Here is a 15809-nt window from a genome sequence, read left to right on the forward strand (position 1 = left end):
TTAGCGTTAGGAATGAGCGACCAATCTTTTTTAAACATTCGTACATGATCTTTCTTTTTCAGCTATCGGAAACAGTAGCTTCTGGTTTATTTTTGACTTATCTATGCTGAATGGTAAGCAAATTTTTCTGTTTTTTCTTTTGTTGTATTTCTGCGTGAATTTTTTTTGACAAATCTTCCATTCTTTTTCTCTCTTGTTGGAATTGAATATTTCGATGTTCATTTTTTGAAAACATTGATAACAACCTCTTACTGAGTCCTGAACAACAGGCTGTGTTTTGTTTTTTTTCACCTCTTTGCTGAATGGCAAGAAAACTTCTCTGCCCCATTTTTTGTTGTCTTTCTTGTTGGTTTTCTTTTGGTCGTACTTCCACTCTTTTGAATGATTGTTGTTCACTTTTTTCCTTTTGATTTAAGACAACGTCCTTTTGGATGATCAACGATTCCTGCGTTTCATTTTTGTTCTCTAGTTGTATTTCTTGGCGTCTTTTTATTTCTGCCTGATGATTTTTTCTACATTTTTTCAAGTATTTTTTCTCTTGTTGGAGTATTTTTTTTGCTTTTTTTATATTGATGAAGGGCAGTCGTCCATTCAGTATTTTTAAATGATTTTCTAGTTGGGACAATTCGTCCTTTAAATTCGTGTCAGCCATCACTTTTAATTTTTTATCATCTGCGTACATCCTATATTTTGCTTGTATGAAAATCGATGGTTCATTTATTTTCTCTAGAGAGTTTGTTTTCTTTTGGCTTAAAATTTTCTCCGTGTTCATAAACATTTCTGATATGTAAAGGTCTTTTCCATATAACTTTTGTCTTGTTTCATGATCATATGTTTTATCTTTATGGGCATAGCAACTAAAAATATAGTCAAAATGACGATTCCATTTCGGATCGTCCCTCTTCATAGCGGTAAGAAATCTTTTTCTCATTTCTAAAGTGTCTTTGGCATACTTTAAATTCCAGTAAGGGCGTATCTTTTCGTCTTTATCTAAGGAAAATAAATCTTTTTGACAATTAAATAGAGCGACTTTTGAAGAAGTTTCTAATGCACTTACTGAATGATTACCTGCTTTTTGTTTTTCCATCTCTGCTGAAATCGGAATGAAATGATCATTTTTTGAAAGTTGAACAAGCTTTTTTAATACCAAAGATTCTTCGCAGTGGAGAAAGTTTCTTCCAAAAAAGAGGAATTGACTTAAGCCTGCCATGTTTTCTTTAGGAATTTCTAAGTATGATAGCTGATGATCACTTTGTTTATCCACTTTCATCACAATAAAATGATTCTCTTTTTTATAAATGATTAACCCAGACAGATGTGTACTTAGATTAGGTTTGCAAAATCCGTCAACTTTAGCCATAAATTTACAAGGAAAAATTGCAAAGTCTGTAGGATCATCCGTTTTCATCCTATCCAAATATCCATGAGGAGTGTGCATATCCTTAAAATTATAGAAATTGATCGTTCGTTCTAATGAAAGAATAATTGATTCTTTTTTTCCTTTCTCAACAAAAAAATGATCCTTGTCATTTTTTATCATTTCCACATAAATTGAAAATAATAATTGATATGCCTCAGAAGTATGGAAACTTTGTTCATTTTCCTTCTTCAAAGACAAAGTGAATGCCAACATATCAATTTTTTCCACAAATTTTTTTGATGCCGTTGTTACTTTTTGGGGTGATAATTGTTCCCTGTTCTTCTTTTGATTTAATCCAACGTTTTTTGTGGTAATCAACGATTCCTGGGTTTCTTTTTTACTCTTCAGTTGTATTTCTTGGCGACTTTTTATTTCTGTCTGATAAATCTCTATACGATCCTGCAAAAATTTTTGCTCTTGTTGGAATAAATTTTTTGCTCTTTCAATAGTAACAAATGGTAAGCGTTCTTCAAGTATCTTTAAGTAGCTCTCTAATTGGGACAACTCGTCCTTTAAATCATCATTAGTTATCATTTTTAATTTTTTATCATCTGCATATATACTATATTTTGCTTGTATGAAAATCGATGGTTCATTTATCTTTTCTAGAGAACTCGACTCCTCTTGATTTAAGATTTTCCCCTTATTCATGAACATTTCTGGAATGTAAAGATCCAATCCAAATAACTTCTGTCTTGTTTGACTATCATACGTTTTGTCTTTATGGACATAACAATTAAAAACATAGTCAAAATGTTGATTCCAGTCTTGATTGTCACCTTTCATAGCGCTAAGAAACCTTTTTCTCATTTCTAAAGTGGCTTTGGTATATTTCGAATTCCAGTTCGGAAGTAATTTTTCTCCCTTGTCTAAGGAAAATAAATTTTTTTGACAATTAAATAAAGCAACTTTTAAAGAAGCTTCGATCTCACTCACTGCACAAGTACCCGTTTTTTGTCTTTTCATCTTTGTTGAAATCGGCACAAAATGATCGTTTTGGGAACAATTGATAAGTTTTTTTAATATTAAATACATTTCGGCAGGTTGATCGTCTCTTTTCAAAAAAAGCAATTGGCTTAACTTCCCAATTTTTTCATTAGAAAATTCCAAATACGATAGTTGATTGCCATCAAAATACTTTTCTTTATCCACTTTCACCACGACAAAATGATTCCTTTTTTTATAAATGATTAGGCCAACCCTATGTCCCACTTTCTTGCCAGTGGGATCAATTTTAGCCACAAAATTACAGGGATAAATCATAAAATCTGTTGGCTCATCTGACCTCATCTTATGCAAGCATTCTTCAATGGTAGAGGCATCCTTAAAACTATATAAATCGATCGTTCGTTTTAATGAACGCAAAATGGGGTCTTTTTTTTCTTTCTCAACAAAAAAATGATCATTGTCGTTTTTTATCATCTCTATATAAGTTGAAAATAATAAATGATATCCTTCAGAATTATCAAAACACTTTTCATTTTTCCACTTCAAAGACAAAGTTAATGCCAACATATCAATTCTTCGTTCAAAGTCTTTTGCTTCTGTTGTTCTCACATCATTATGTTCAGTTTTATGTATTGCCTTCTCCTCCTTTCTCCAGATCGACTTTTTAATAGCAAACTATAAAAAACGTTCTTCTTGTGTAACTGACCGCAGAACATCCTTAGCGATCTTCTTTTTTCGAAAATATACGTATACGATCTTTTACTGATCCTTGTTTGACATCCTTTGACTCATCTTTTTCACTTTTATGTTGGACAGTAATAACGCTTTTCTTTTACTCTATCCTTTGTCGTTTTGCTCGCTCAACTTGCTTTTTTATTTGATCAGGTGTAGATACGTCACGCATAGATTGTTGCTTAGTTATTTCACTCATTTTTTTCAATATTTCTTGCTTCGAAGCTTGTTTTTCCAAATTTCTAGATGTGGATGCTTCTGATATCGTAGGACTTGAAACAGTAGGGGTTGTTTGCTTTATTTCAACCTTTTGTCCTGCTACTGATGTAAGGGTTAACGGTTGGCTCTTTGCCCATGTTTGTGCTAACTCTGGATTTTTTTCCCAAGGTTTTTGTTTAAGTAGATGACCTCTGCTATCAAACAGTAACAACCTATCTTTTAACTGATCCCCATTGTGATACAAATAGCACAAATTTCTTTTTTTCCACTACTTTCATAAGAGAACATTTCTGTATAACTTAACTCTTTTTCTAACAGTGACTGTTTTGGATCGTCCAACAAATCTCTTATACTCTCTATTTTATCAAGATCTTCACTATTATCTCGCACTATTTCTTTAGCTAATGACAATTTAGGATCATAATAAAAAAAAGGTTACATCTTTGTTTCTTTTAGCCACCTCCATAGCCAATATACCGATTTTTTTATTTAGTTCATTCGTAAAAGTTGCAATTATTTCTTCCGTTAATTCTTTAGGGGTTAAGTAAATTCTCCTTGTCTTCTCCTTTTCAATTTTTAATTTCTTAAGTAATTCCTTTCGTTCGATTAAACTCTCAAGATGCAACTCTTTAACATCTCTACTTACTTTTTGAAAATCATGCCACATTGAAAGTTTTATTTTCGATTCTTCTCTAAGGTAGTCAGGAAAATTCCGACAAAATTCTTTCCAACTTTGTTTATCATTTATCATTTCTTCATTTTTAAGTAGTGCTTCTATAATCCCCTTAGCGTATTCTTTTGCATTTTCAAAACGATCACTTGATGTAAAATTTTCTTCTAGACCGTTCACGTCATATCTCTTCTTGTTTCCTAAAATCAAACATGTTTTCCAAAACTTTTTACTTGCTCGTTATTCTCCATGTTCTTCCTCCTAATGGTAGTAAAAAATAAATTTAAACTCTCACACAGTTTAATTTAGAAAAATGACATCCATACTACTTTTTTTTCTAAAAAATAAAATAATCGGTTTAAGAAGACCAAACATAATGGTTTTTCTTTTCCCGATTATTTTATTTATACTAAGGTTTCTCTTTCGTTAAGTTACCCTTCATATAAAATTCCTGCTATAGCTAATTGTTGTTTAATGTTTTTCAATATCGTTTGATTCTCATAGCGTATCGTATGCAAATGAATTCCTCCCGTTAATTCAGATAACAAAGAGGCATTGCTTTTTTTGTAGCGTTTCATAAATGAGTGAATGTCTTGCTCTGTTTTAATGTGAAGCATCCCTGTTAATTCACCATAAAGTGGATGTTCAACAATGACATCCAAGATTTCTCCACCATTTTCAATGATCAATCTTAATTCTTCTTCTGTTTTTTCTTTTCCATGTTGAACGGCAATTTTACTAATCAGGCCTGTTTGTGTTTCATTTGTTTCTAGGACATAGCCTCTAGCTGTAGCGATGATTGCAGCTCCTGAAGCTCTAAGTAAAGCGACATCTCCTACAATAATTTGACGACTTACGTCAAAGCGTGAAGCAAATTTACTGGCACTTACAGGTCTCTCTTCGTTTGCCAACGTATGAAGGATCTCTTTGCGTCGTATTTCCCCATCAATCATCTGTTTTCTCCTCATTTTGCTCTTTTTGATAATCACGAGAATGTTTCATTACATCTGTATAAGTGGCAACAATCGTTTCTTTGTATTCAGGATATTCCAACCAGTTTGCTACTTTAGCTAATACCTGTTTTTCTCTTTCTTCATCATAAATTGCTTTTTTTGTGGCTTTTTTTATTTGTCCGATTTTGGTGACGGTTGCCATTCGTTTTTCAAGTAGCTTGACAATTTGTCGATCCACCTGATCAATCGTTTGTCGTAACTCCTCCAGATTTTCTGGTTGTTGGTCTTCGTCTATCCGTTTAATCACTCGGGCAGGATTACCTGCAATGACTACATTATCAGGAAAAGATTTCGTCACAACTGAGCCAGCGCCAACTACTACGTTGTTACCTAAAGTGACCCCTGGAGCGATGATTACACCACCGCCCAACCAGACATTATGTCCGATTTTGATTGGTTTCGCATATTCTAATCCACTGTTTCTTTTTACTGGATGGAGAGGGTGAGTGGCTGTATAAAGTTGCACATTCGGAGCAAACATACAGTTATCACCGATTTCGATCGTACTAACATCCAAAAACGTACAATTAAAGTTTGCATAAAAATTTTCGCCAACGAAAATATTGTAGCCGTAATCAAAGTTTATGGTAGGTTCCATATAGATTTTTTTCCCTGTTTTTCCAAACGTTTCTTTTATTAATTGTGAACGAAGCTCTGGTGTTTCCGCTTGATTAATGATTTTACTTTGACTTCTAGCCAATTGCCGATCCGCAACTAATTCTGGATCGTTGGCAAAGTATAGTTCGCCTGCAATCATTTTTTCTTTTTCTGATTTGATTGTCATAGTATGCTCCTTTTCGCTAATTTTTCAAAGACGACCGTACCGTCTGTTTGCAGAAAATCATATTCTTGAGCTAAACGGATAGGTTCTTGATTAATGACTAAAATCCTAGAATTAGGCGAACGATATTGAATAAGATCGCAAAATGGATGAACTTGAAAGCTTGTCCCAACAATTACAATCAATGAAGCTTGTTGGACTGCCAAAATCGATTGTTCGATTGTTTCATCAGAAAATCCTTCGCCATACAACACGATAGCCGGACGAAGTTGACCACCACAATTTTCATGACGATCCGTTTGCAAATACGTTCGCCAAGAAACGGACTGTCCACATTTCCTACAATAGCAATGATACAAACTTCCATGAAAATCAACAAGTTGTTGGCTTCTTGCTTTTCTATGCAACCCATCAATATTTTGTGAGACTACCCAAACATTTTTAGTTGTTGCCAATCTTGCCATTTCTAAATGAATAACGTTTGGTTCTGCCTTTGGGTGATAAATATTTTTAACAAAGGAATAAAATTTTTGTGGTTCATTTTTCATTGCTTCAACGCTTAGAAGATACTCTGGCTGATCTATTCCATGGTATATTCCTTTAAGTGAACGATAATCAGGAATGCCAGAAGGAGTTGACACACCAGCACCGGTCAAAAAAGTAATCGCTGAGGATGAAGCAATTGTCTCTACTGCGTCTTCTATGGTTATTTTTTTCATTCTTTTGCACCTCTATTCTATTATAGTATAGATCGAAATGAAGTGACACGTATACCTTCGCTTTATATTTCTTCAAACAATTTTCGTTTCATCATTTTTTTGAGAAATACCTCACAATCTTACCTGACAAACGAATGAAAACGTGCTACAATACTGCTGTGTTTATTGGTGTGTTCTTACTTTTTTTGAAAGACAAACCAAACGGACAAGACAAAAGTGAGGTGAATTGATATGGTACCATTTATTATTTACTGGGGCGTGATTTTAGCTTGTATCGCCTGGTTAGCATTAAGTATTTATTTCTCTATTTTTTATCTTGCACGCAAGGAAAACGGAAATCTTTGGGCATTTGCCTTTTTCAATGTACTTGCTGCCATCGTTTTAGCCATTACGTTAGTTGTTTACCGAACTTGGGGTTGGGGAATCACTCAATATTCAAGTTTGATCTATTTAGTATTAGCTATTTACGGCGTAACTATTATTCTTCAAGCTATTTTAGGTCGTGAGAAAAAAGTCGTGAGTAAACCAGCGTAAGCTTAAAAATAAGCGTAAACGCAAAGTTTCACATTGTTTGATAGATTTAGGACTTCTTTTGGGTCCTAAGTCTTTTTTATTTAAAATGAATATTTATGCTTTTTTGTTTATTGCAAGTTTTGATGATATTTCTCATGAAAGTTGTATAAATATAAACTTAACTCTATTTATCAACATTTTTAGAGAAAAATTCTGTTATAGATTGACAAACCTTCTTGTCTGTCGTAAACTATTTTTTGTATAAATAACTGAATACGAGATACCTCAATCAATGAGGTAGAGGTCGCGAGAATCATTACCCCTGTGGAGTGAAGCAAACACGTTGAAACAGGCCTAGGGAGGATCGCCGAAATGTACTCTTCTTTGCTTGAAGTTTACGTTGGGACACAAGTTAAGAGCTTGTGGACTGTCTTAGCAGTGATGCTAAGTTGCGCTATGTTTTGTGAGAGGTTTATCACTTCTGTGAAATGTTAGCGGCCCTTTTCTGTTTTGAAAGTGGTCGTTTTTTATTTCTCCTTGATAAGCTGATGCAACGCATTTGTTTGACCACTCGTGCAAAAAATTATGCGTAAACAGTTAATTTGATTCGTCCATCTATTGGAACGTAAAATTAGATTAACTTAAAATGGCTTTTCAGTCGTTTCATTTTTCATGAAATCAAAGCCATATGTGTAAAAAGAAAAGGAGAAAAAAATGAAAAAAAATTCAGTGACACTTATTTTAATGATAGCCTTTGTTTTTTCATTCTTTAGTATGGGAAGTTTTGTCAACGCTGATGAAAAAACACCAGACGATGAATTTCGTGTAGGAATGGAAGCGGGTTACGCCCCCTTCAACTGGTCACAGCAAACCGACGCCAATCATGCCGTACCTATTCAAGGTCAAAAAAGTTACGCTGGTGGGTATGATGTCCAAATTGCTAAAAAAGTAGCAGATGGTTTAGGTAAAAAACTAGTGATTATTCAAACTAAATGGGATGGCCTTGCTCCAGCGCTACAGTCTGGTAAAATTGACGCCATTATTGCTGGAATGAGCCCCACAGCAGAGCGTAAAAAAGAGATCGACTTTACTGATCCTTATTATGAATCACAATTAGTCGTAGTGGTACAAAAAAATGGCAAATATGCGAACGCCAAAAGTTTAGCTGACCTTTCTGGTGCCAAAATCACTGCTCAATTGAACACCTTCCATTATGATGTGATTGATCAAATTCCTGGTGTGAATAAACAACAAGCCATGGATAATTTTTCTGCCATGCGTACTGCTTTAGCATCAGGCATGATCGATGGTTACGTAAGTGAACGTCCTGAGGGTGTCACAGCAACAAGTGTCAACAAAGATTTAAAAATGTTGGAACTAGAAGGAAAAAACGGTTTCCAAACCAATCCAGAAGATGTACAAATTGCTGTTGGTATGCGTAAAGGCGATCCTGATATCCAAAAAGTCAATCAAATCCTTAGCGGTATTTCGAAAGATCAACGAACAGATATCATGGATCAAGCAATCAAAGATCAACCTGCTTCAACAAGTTCAGACGAAGAAAAAGCTGGTTTGTTGAGTGATTTTAAAACAATTTGGGATCAATACGGTAATATGTTTCTACGCGGTGCTGGTCTTACCTTATTTATCGCATTAATCGGAACAGTCGTTGGAACGACTTTAGGCCTACTAATCGGTGTCTTCCGCTCTATTCCTGAATCAGATAATGCAGTTACTTGCTTCTTCCAAAAATTAGCAAACCTCTTATTGTCAATTTATATTGAAGTCTTCCGTGGCACACCTATGATGGTTCAAGCAATGGTTGTCTTTTATGGGTTAGCTTTAGCATTTGGAATTTCCCTTGATCGTACGATTGCTGCCTTATTCATTGTTTCCATCAATACGGGAGCTTATATGACTGAAATCGTCCGTGGTGGTATTTTTGCAGTCGATGGAGGCCAATTTGAAGCAGCACAAGCAATCGGTATGACACATGGACAAACAATGAGAAAAGTGGTTATTCCACAAGTTCTACGTAACATCTTGCCGGCGACTGGAAATGAATTTGTGATTAATATCAAAGATACTGCTGTTTTAAGTGTTATCGGAGTAGCTGATCTATTCTTCCAAGGAAACTCAGCATCTGGTGCGAACTTCCAGTTCTTCCAAACCTTTACGATCGTAGGTATCATTTATTTGATTATGACCTTTACGATCACCAGAATCTTGCGTGTGGTGGAGAAAAAAATTGACGGTCCTTCAGCTTATACAAAAATTGAAGAAATTGACAACGCAAACTTGCAAGAATAAGGAGGAAGAATCATGAGTGAAGCAATCATTAAAATCAATCATTTAAGAAAAAGCTTTGGTGAAAACGAAGTGTTAAAAGATATCAGCATGGACATTCAAAAAGGCGAAGTGGTAACGATCATCGGTTCTTCTGGTTCAGGTAAATCAACTTTCTTACGTTGCATCAATCTTTTAGAAAAACCAACCGGTGGCGAAATTATGTATAACGGTGAAAATGTTCTCGCACCAAAATACAACTTACCGAAATATCGGACAAATGTTGGCATGGTTTTTCAATCTTTCAACCTTTTCAACAATATGAATGTTTTAGAAAACTGTATGTCTGGACAACTTACGGTCTTAAAAAGAAACAAAGAAGAAGCCCGCAGAGTGGCTCTTGAAAACCTAGAAAAAGTCGGAATGGAACGTTACATCGAAGCCAAACCTTCTCAATTATCCGGTGGGCAAAAACAACGTGTCGCTATCGCTCGTGCTTTGTCCATGAACCCAGACGTGATGCTTTTTGACGAACCTACTTCTGCCCTTGATCCTGAAATGGTGGGTGAAGTATTAAATACAATCAATGACTTAGCTCACACTGGTTTGACCATGATCATCGTGACTCACGAAATGGAGTTTGCAAAAGATGTTTCTGATCGTGTGATCTTTATGGACAAAGGTGTGATTGCCGAACAAGGTACTTCTGATGATATCTTCGTTCATCCAAAAGAAGAACGTACGAAAGAATTTTTATCCCGTATCTTAAAAAAATAAAAACTAGCCTTTATCAACCACCTCTAATCGGTTTGATAAAGGCTGTTTTCTTCTCTATCTTTAGGTTCTCATACCTGTATTAAGAAAGTTTCGATGAATTTATCATTTTTTACTGTGCTTTATCTTATTTCAACCTAAGGTTATTGCTAGAATTATAGGCCTGAATATTGGTTTTATGAAAGGTATTTTTGAATATTTTCTGAATTAAGTTGTAATTTTTAGAAAATTCAATTAATATTAAAATAATTAAATTTTTTAGTTAGGATGATTTACAATGGTTGAAGAGCAACAAGAATTACAGCGCGGGCTTAAAAATCGCCATGTCCAATTGATCTCAATTGGAGGAGCGATTGGAACGGGTCTATTTTTAGGAGCAGGAAAAACAATTCAGTTAGCTGGGCCTTCTATCTTACTTGCTTATCTTATAACTGGCTGTATTTGTTTTTTCATTATGCGTGCCTTAGGTGAACTTCTCTTATCCAATACAGATAATCACTCATTTTTGGATTTTATTGCAGAATATCTTGGGAAAAAAGTTGCTTTTGTGACTGGTTGGACTTATTGGTTTTGTTGGATTGCTATAGCAATGGCAGATTTAACAGCTGTTGGTATGTATGTACGCTATTGGGTGCCTGGCATTCCACAATGGCTTCCGGAAATCATCGCTTTAGTATTATTACTTGGTTTAAATATGGTCGCTGTTTCACTGTTTGGTGAGTTAGAATTTTGGTTTGCATTAATCAAAGTTGTTTCGATTATCGCATTTATTATCATCGGCATTTACATGATTATTACTCACTATAAAACAAGTGCTGGATCTGCTAGTCTCACAAATCTTTGGTCCCATGGCGGTTTTTTCCCTACTGGCACAAAAGGATTTATTCTCTCTTTTCAAATGGTGACATTCGCCTTTACAGGAATCGAATTAGTTGGTTTAGTAGCCGGTGAAACAAAAAATCCTAAAAAAGTACTCCCTGAGGCAATCAATAACATTCCAATTCGGATCATTCTTTTTTACCTTGGCTCATTATTAGTCATTATGTCCATTTATCCTTGGAATAGCTTAAATGCTAATAACAGTCCATTTGTGGAAGTATTTTCAGAAATAGGTATTACGATTGCTGCTTCGTTGATTAATTTGGTGGTATTGAGTGCCGCAGCTTCTGCATGTAATAGTGCCATCTACAGTACTGGTCGTATGTTGCGTTCCTTAGCTCAAGAAGGAAGTGCACCTAAAAAATTTCGACGACTCACTTCCCATCGAGTACCAGGAAATGCATTAGTTTTTTCAACAATTGTCATTTTTATTTCTGTCGTATTAAATTATGTGATGCCTAGTGAAGTTTTTACACTGGTCAGCAGTATTGCTACTACTTGCTTTTTATTCATCTGGGGGATGCTCGTCTACACCCATTTGAAATATCGCAAAAGTATCCTTGGAAAAAAAGCGCACACCTTTAAAATGCCTTTTTATCCATATAGTAATTATCTTGTATTTGCCTTCATGTTCTTTATCTGTTTTGTCTTATTTCTTGGTAAAGATACGCGTATTGCCTTACTATTAACACCCGTTTGGTTTATGGCATTATTAATGATTTATCGAATGAAATACGAAAAATAAGCCCATAAAAGGGTATATATAGTCGAAACATTTCTTTTTAAGAAATGTTTCTCCAAAGAGTGTTTTTCTTCCTTTTGGATGAGTCATAGGCAACATTTAGAAGTGGAAGGTATTCAATGAAGAAATTCTATTATGCTTTTCACTTTAATCGTTCTTACTAAATAAATCTTTATTGGTTTAACTCGCTTTAAATAACTATTATTATCTAATTATATTTTTTGTTTCATACGTAAAAAGTTGATCATTCATGGTATTTTTGTTACTTTTAAAAAAGTATAAATAATAAAGGAGAAATCTATGACAAAAAAATTGACGTTTAAAGAAAATATGTTTATCGGCTCCATGTTGTTTGGCTTGTTTTTTGGTGCTGGCAATTTGATCTTTCCTGTGCACATGGGTCAAGAAGCTGGTTCTGCTGTATTTTGGGCGAACCTTGGCTTTTTAGCCACAGGAATCGGACTTCCTTTTTTAGGAGTCATTGCCATCGGTGTTTCAAAAACAGCAGGTGTTTATGAGCTCACGCAGCGTATCAATAAAAAATATGCGTTTGTCTTCACTGTTTTGCTTTATCTAGTCATTGGTCCATTTTTTGCTTTACCACGTTTAGCTACTACCTCTTTTGAGATTGGGTTAGCTCCATTTATTGATGCCAAAAATCAAACATTATTTTTAGCTATTTTTAGTATTTTATTCTTTTTTACAACATGGTGGTTATCTAGACGTCCGACAAAAATCCTTGATTATGTAGGAAAATTCCTTAATCCGGTATTTTTGGTTTTGTTAGGCATCCTTTTGTTACTGGCATTCATTCATCCGCTTGGTACGGTTGAACAAAGTATCCAACCGAATTATCAAGAAAATCCTTTCTTTACTGGTTTTACTCAAGGGTATAATACGCTAGATGCATTGGCGGCTTTAGCTTTTGGGATTATTATTGTGACGACTATCCGTAATATGGGAGTTACAAAACCAGCTGATATTGCAAAAGGCACGATTAAATCGGGCGCAATTAGTATTATTTTAATGGGTATCATTTATACCATGCTTGCCTATGTAGGAACCATGAGTTTGGGTGGTTTTGCGTTAAGTTCAAATGGCGGGGTTGCCTTAGCGCAAATCGCTGACCATTATTTAGGAACTTACGGTAGCATTTTATTGGCACTGATTGTCATCCTTGCCTGCTTAAAAACAGGAATTGGTTTGATCACTTCTTTTGCTGAAACCTTTACAGAACTCTTCCCAAAAAGAAGTTATCTTTTCTTTGTGTCACTTGCTAGTCTCCTAGCTTGTTTAGTTGCTAATGTTGGATTAACGAATATCATTCAAATTTCTTTGCCAGTCTTGATGTTTATTTATCCTTTAGCTATGACTTTGATCTTATTAGTTCTAATTGGTCCTTTATTCAAACAAAAACCTAGCGTTTACCGCATGACAACTTATTTTACATTGATTGCTTCTATTTTAGATGGCTTAAATGCTTGTCCAGATTCGATCAAACAAACCAATTTCATCAGACATTTATTAGATTTTGCCAATGCTTATCTTCCTTTCTTTAAACTAGGCATGGGTTGGATCGTCCCAGCTATCATTGGGTTTGTGATCGGTTTGCTTTGGAGTAAGACGAAACAAGAGGTAGCTATCACTGAATAAAAAGGACGAGACTTATTTGAATTAAAAATAAAAACTCTTCTAAAAATATTTGGCAAATGTAAAAATTATTCTTTAGCCATTTCAAATACACGCTTAAAACTGACCGTTCGTTTTAAGCGTGTATTTTGTTTTACTTTATATAATAAGGTTCAGCTATAAATAATATCTCTCCTATTTTTTCATTTTTTCTAAACCTCTGAAAATAGTCCTTCAACAATAGTAACTCATTTGTTTTATGTGAATTTACGTACCTCTTCTACGCCTCTTTTGGAATGCTATTTATGTGTTTTTTCTCTGAATACTTCTCCCAAAAATTTCGTAACAAGATACGAGTTAGTAAATCATTATTGCCATCTATCGTATTTCTTCCACAAGCCCATGTATCTTTCCACTGAATCCCATAAAATAAACTCCTCTGTTGAATTAGTCATCTTAATCTCCTGCACTTTTTAAGTACAACTTACTCTCGTTTTTATAAAAACCAGTTCTTTTTTTCTATAAAAAAGAAAGATTTGATCAATCTTCCTATGACACATCTTTTTTATATTTTTTCCTAAAAAAAGACCCAACTTTGAAAAACTTTCGTCACAAAAAATTCATAACTCCTGAGTATTATATAAGCATACCAACAAACAACCCTAACAACACTTTTTCATTTTTAACTCCTTATCCTGCTAACTCCCCGGTTAGCAGGACATTTTTTTATTCCGAAAGTAACCAAGCGCTTACAGGCACAGCAAAAATAAGCCATCGATCATAGAAACTGGAAAAACCATTTTCGTGAACGATGACTTATTACATCAAGTTGAACACTTTTGCATAAATTTTTTACATCTATTTCGATAACCGTTCTTGATCTCCTGCTGGGGAAAGACTGGTAATTTTTTCAATTTGTTCAATAGGAACCATTCGTATTTGCTGTTCTTTGTCTTGCAAGCGAATCATCACGACATCTTTTTCAATCGTTTTGGTTGCAACCCAACCTGAGATCGTCTCATATTTGTTGCTTTTGCGATTTTCTCTTATTTGTAAAATGACTAAACTATGCTGAACCGCTGCTTTTTGCAACTCTAAAATAAACTTTCTTTGCAAACGTACATTCTCTGCTATTTTTTCAGTGTCATTTATAAAAGAATCAAAAAGCTGATACGACGTGTGCGTGACTAACTTAGTCAGTTTCTTCATTGGTGATACTGTCTCTTCGTTCATTGAATGCACTCCTCCTTTAGCTAAGAAAGTGTTACTTAATACCTACATTTTACCTAAGATTTAGCTAAACCACAAGAATATTATCCACTATCACGCTCATAAAGTAAACGTTTTATTTATATATATTTAGTTATTTTATTTACTCTTTTTCCAAGTTTGCATCCAATAATCTATACCTTCACTTAACAATTGATACGTTTCATCAAAGTTATTGGTATAGTAAGGATCAGGAACATTTTTTGTTTCTTTCCCAGGCACTTCACTTAAAAATAAATGAATTTTTTCTTGCGCTGTTACTGGTGCGATTCGTTTCAAATCCTCCACATTTGATTGATCCATACCGATGATCCAATCAAACGTTTGAAAATCGTCTCTTGTGATTTGACGAGCCACCATTTGGCTTGTATCAATTGATTCTTTTACTAAAATTGCTTGCGTTCCAGGATGAGGGGGACGACCAATTTCATAAGTACTTGTAGCAGCTGAGTCAATATGAAAATGATCAGACAAGCCTGCTTCAGAAACTCTCTTTTTTAATAAGCCTTCAGCCATCGGTGAACGGCAAATATTCCCTAAACATACAAACAAAACCTTAGTCATATGTTACCTCCTTTAGATCACTCTTCTTTTTCTAACTCTTCTTTTGCATACAGCCGATAAGAATATAATTCGGTATCTTTTGCTAAACGAAATAGTTGCATCGCAATTTCTAATGGTGTTTCTGTATAATGGTGGGTAATCCAATTGATTAAGACCCCACTGCAGCCATAAGAAAAGAAACGTGCATAAAACAATTTATCGGTTTTGGATAACTGCTTTTCTTCATCCATCTGATCAAAAATTTGAATAAATGATTGCTGAATAATCGTTGTAAATTCTTTTTGTAAGATCTTTTGATCAGAAAAAACCGTATTTGCATAAAATTCTTTTTGTTCCGCAATGGCTTTTAACATTTTCAATGCTTGCTCTTCCCAATTATCTAAAGAAAGAGCTTGCGGATCTAAATAATGCAGACAGTCTTCATAATAGACCCAACGTAGCAAATCATATTTATCGGTAAAATGATAGTAAAATGTTTGGCGATTGATCTTTGCTTCATGGGTGATTTTTTGTACGCTGATCTTTCGAAAAGATTGTTTTTGGCAGAGACCAATTAACGCATTTTTTATCAACTGTTTCGTCTGTACGGTTTCGCCCATTCCTATTCCTCCTGGTTTTTCTTTAGATAATTTTTTCTTGATTTCTCATTTA

General features: G+C 34.5%; 14 protein-coding genes and 1 riboswitch. Of the genes, 5 read left to right on the forward strand and 9 right to left on the reverse strand.

The genetic code is table 11. The annotated features are described in order from the left end of the window. Nucleotides 1-97: 97 nt before the first annotated feature. From EVI01_RS05585 to EVI01_RS05610, 6 genes are all read right to left on the reverse strand, one after another. A complete protein-coding gene (locus EVI01_RS05585; RefSeq protein WP_010750712.1) occupies nucleotides 98-2977 on the reverse strand; it encodes a hypothetical protein in 2880 nt (959 codons plus the stop codon). Between the two features lie 223 nt (nucleotides 2978-3200). Then, nucleotides 3201-3572, reverse strand: coding sequence for a hypothetical protein (locus tag EVI01_RS05590; RefSeq protein WP_010750713.1), 372 nt, complete (start codon nucleotides 3570-3572; stop codon nucleotides 3201-3203). A gap of 165 nt (nucleotides 3573-3737) precedes the next feature. Then, entirely contained in the window at nucleotides 3738-4169 is a 432-nt protein-coding gene (locus EVI01_RS05595; RefSeq protein WP_010750714.1) for a hypothetical protein, read from the reverse strand. Nucleotides 4170-4420: 251 nt separating this feature from the next. After that, a complete protein-coding gene (locus EVI01_RS05600; protein ID WP_010750715.1) occupies nucleotides 4421-4942 on the reverse strand; it encodes a transcription repressor NadR in 522 nt (173 codons plus the stop codon). Continuing rightward, nucleotides 4935-5786 carry a chorismate mutase gene (locus tag EVI01_RS05605; RefSeq protein ID WP_010750716.1) on the reverse strand — a complete coding sequence of 284 codons (852 nt, stop codon included), beginning with the start codon at nucleotides 5784-5786 and terminating at the stop codon, nucleotides 4935-4937. Before EVI01_RS05605 ends, EVI01_RS05600 begins: the two co-directional genes overlap by 8 nt. Continuing rightward, nucleotides 5783-6502, reverse strand: a complete 720-nt coding sequence (locus tag EVI01_RS05610; RefSeq protein WP_010750717.1) for an NAD-dependent protein deacylase — start codon at nucleotides 6500-6502, stop codon at nucleotides 5783-5785. Before EVI01_RS05610 ends, EVI01_RS05605 begins: the two co-directional genes overlap by 4 nt. A gap of 231 nt (nucleotides 6503-6733) precedes the next feature. Between EVI01_RS05610 and EVI01_RS05615 the strand changes: the two genes are divergently transcribed. The 5 genes from EVI01_RS05615 to brnQ all read left to right on the forward strand — a co-directional run bounded on the left by EVI01_RS05615 (nucleotide 6734) and on the right by brnQ (nucleotide 13349). Beyond that, a complete protein-coding gene (locus EVI01_RS05615; RefSeq protein WP_010750718.1) occupies nucleotides 6734-7036 on the forward strand; it encodes a hypothetical protein in 303 nt (100 codons plus the stop codon). Between the two features lie 269 nt (nucleotides 7037-7305). Beyond that, nucleotides 7306-7480: riboswitch (Lysine riboswitch) on the forward strand. Between the two features lie 249 nt (nucleotides 7481-7729). Continuing rightward, entirely contained in the window at nucleotides 7730-9325 is a 1596-nt protein-coding gene (locus EVI01_RS05620) for an ABC transporter permease subunit (RefSeq protein WP_010750719.1), read from the forward strand. 12 nt (nucleotides 9326-9337) lie between these two features. Further along, on the forward strand, nucleotides 9338-10078 hold the full coding sequence (locus EVI01_RS05625; protein ID WP_010750720.1) for an amino acid ABC transporter ATP-binding protein: 741 nt from the start codon (nucleotides 9338-9340) through the stop codon (nucleotides 10076-10078). 274 nt (nucleotides 10079-10352) lie between these two features. Then, nucleotides 10353-11699 (forward strand): amino acid permease, encoded by a 1347-nt coding sequence (locus tag EVI01_RS05630; RefSeq protein WP_010750721.1) that lies wholly within the window; start codon nucleotides 10353-10355, stop codon nucleotides 11697-11699. Nucleotides 11700-11996: 297 nt separating this feature from the next. After that, nucleotides 11997-13349 (forward strand): branched-chain amino acid transport system II carrier protein, encoded by a 1353-nt coding sequence (brnQ, locus tag EVI01_RS05635; RefSeq protein ID WP_010750722.1) that lies wholly within the window; start codon nucleotides 11997-11999, stop codon nucleotides 13347-13349. Between the two features lie 834 nt (nucleotides 13350-14183). On the opposite strand, the gene EVI01_RS05640 is transcribed toward brnQ, so the two are convergent. From EVI01_RS05640 to EVI01_RS05650, 3 genes are all read right to left on the reverse strand, one after another. Continuing rightward, entirely contained in the window at nucleotides 14184-14558 is a 375-nt protein-coding gene (locus EVI01_RS05640; RefSeq protein ID WP_010750723.1) for a hypothetical protein, read from the reverse strand. A 135-nt stretch (nucleotides 14559-14693) separates the two neighbouring features. Beyond that, nucleotides 14694-15158 carry a low molecular weight protein-tyrosine-phosphatase gene (locus EVI01_RS05645; RefSeq protein ID WP_010750724.1) on the reverse strand — a complete coding sequence of 155 codons (465 nt, stop codon included), beginning with the start codon at nucleotides 15156-15158 and terminating at the stop codon, nucleotides 14694-14696. A 17-nt stretch (nucleotides 15159-15175) separates the two neighbouring features. Continuing rightward, nucleotides 15176-15757 carry a TetR/AcrR family transcriptional regulator gene (locus EVI01_RS05650; RefSeq protein WP_010750725.1) on the reverse strand — a complete coding sequence of 194 codons (582 nt, stop codon included), beginning with the start codon at nucleotides 15755-15757 and terminating at the stop codon, nucleotides 15176-15178. Nucleotides 15758-15809 lie beyond the last annotated feature (52 nt).

The sequence above is a fragment of the Enterococcus villorum genome (assembly GCF_007990225.1).
GTDB lineage: Bacteria > Bacillota > Bacilli > Lactobacillales > Enterococcaceae > Enterococcus_B > Enterococcus_B villorum.

Excerpts from the sequence above, each read along its gene's own strand:
- EVI01_RS05605 (WP_010750716.1), bottom strand. The coding sequence starts at position 5,786 with ATGACAATCAAATCAGAAAAAGAAAAAATGATTGCAGGCGAACTATAC.
- EVI01_RS05630 (WP_010750721.1), top strand. The coding sequence starts at position 10,353 with ATGGTTGAAGAGCAACAAGAATTACAGCGCGGGCTTAAAAATCGCCAT.
- EVI01_RS05615 (WP_010750718.1), top strand. The coding sequence starts at position 6,734 with ATGGTACCATTTATTATTTACTGGGGCGTGATTTTAGCTTGTATCGCC.
- EVI01_RS05610 (WP_010750717.1), bottom strand. The coding sequence starts at position 6,502 with ATGAAAAAAATAACCATAGAAGACGCAGTAGAGACAATTGCTTCATCC.
- EVI01_RS05625 (WP_010750720.1), top strand. The coding sequence starts at position 9,338 with ATGAGTGAAGCAATCATTAAAATCAATCATTTAAGAAAAAGCTTTGGT.
- EVI01_RS05640 (WP_010750723.1), bottom strand. The coding sequence starts at position 14,558 with ATGAACGAAGAGACAGTATCACCAATGAAGAAACTGACTAAGTTAGTC.
- brnQ (WP_010750722.1), top strand. The coding sequence starts at position 11,997 with ATGACAAAAAAATTGACGTTTAAAGAAAATATGTTTATCGGCTCCATG.
- EVI01_RS05600 (WP_010750715.1), bottom strand. The coding sequence starts at position 4,942 with ATGATTGATGGGGAAATACGACGCAAAGAGATCCTTCATACGTTGGCA.
- EVI01_RS05620 (WP_010750719.1), top strand. The coding sequence starts at position 7,730 with ATGAAAAAAAATTCAGTGACACTTATTTTAATGATAGCCTTTGTTTTT.
- EVI01_RS05645 (WP_010750724.1), bottom strand. The coding sequence starts at position 15,158 with ATGACTAAGGTTTTGTTTGTATGTTTAGGGAATATTTGCCGTTCACCG.
- EVI01_RS05650 (WP_010750725.1), bottom strand. The coding sequence starts at position 15,757 with ATGGGCGAAACCGTACAGACGAAACAGTTGATAAAAAATGCGTTAATT.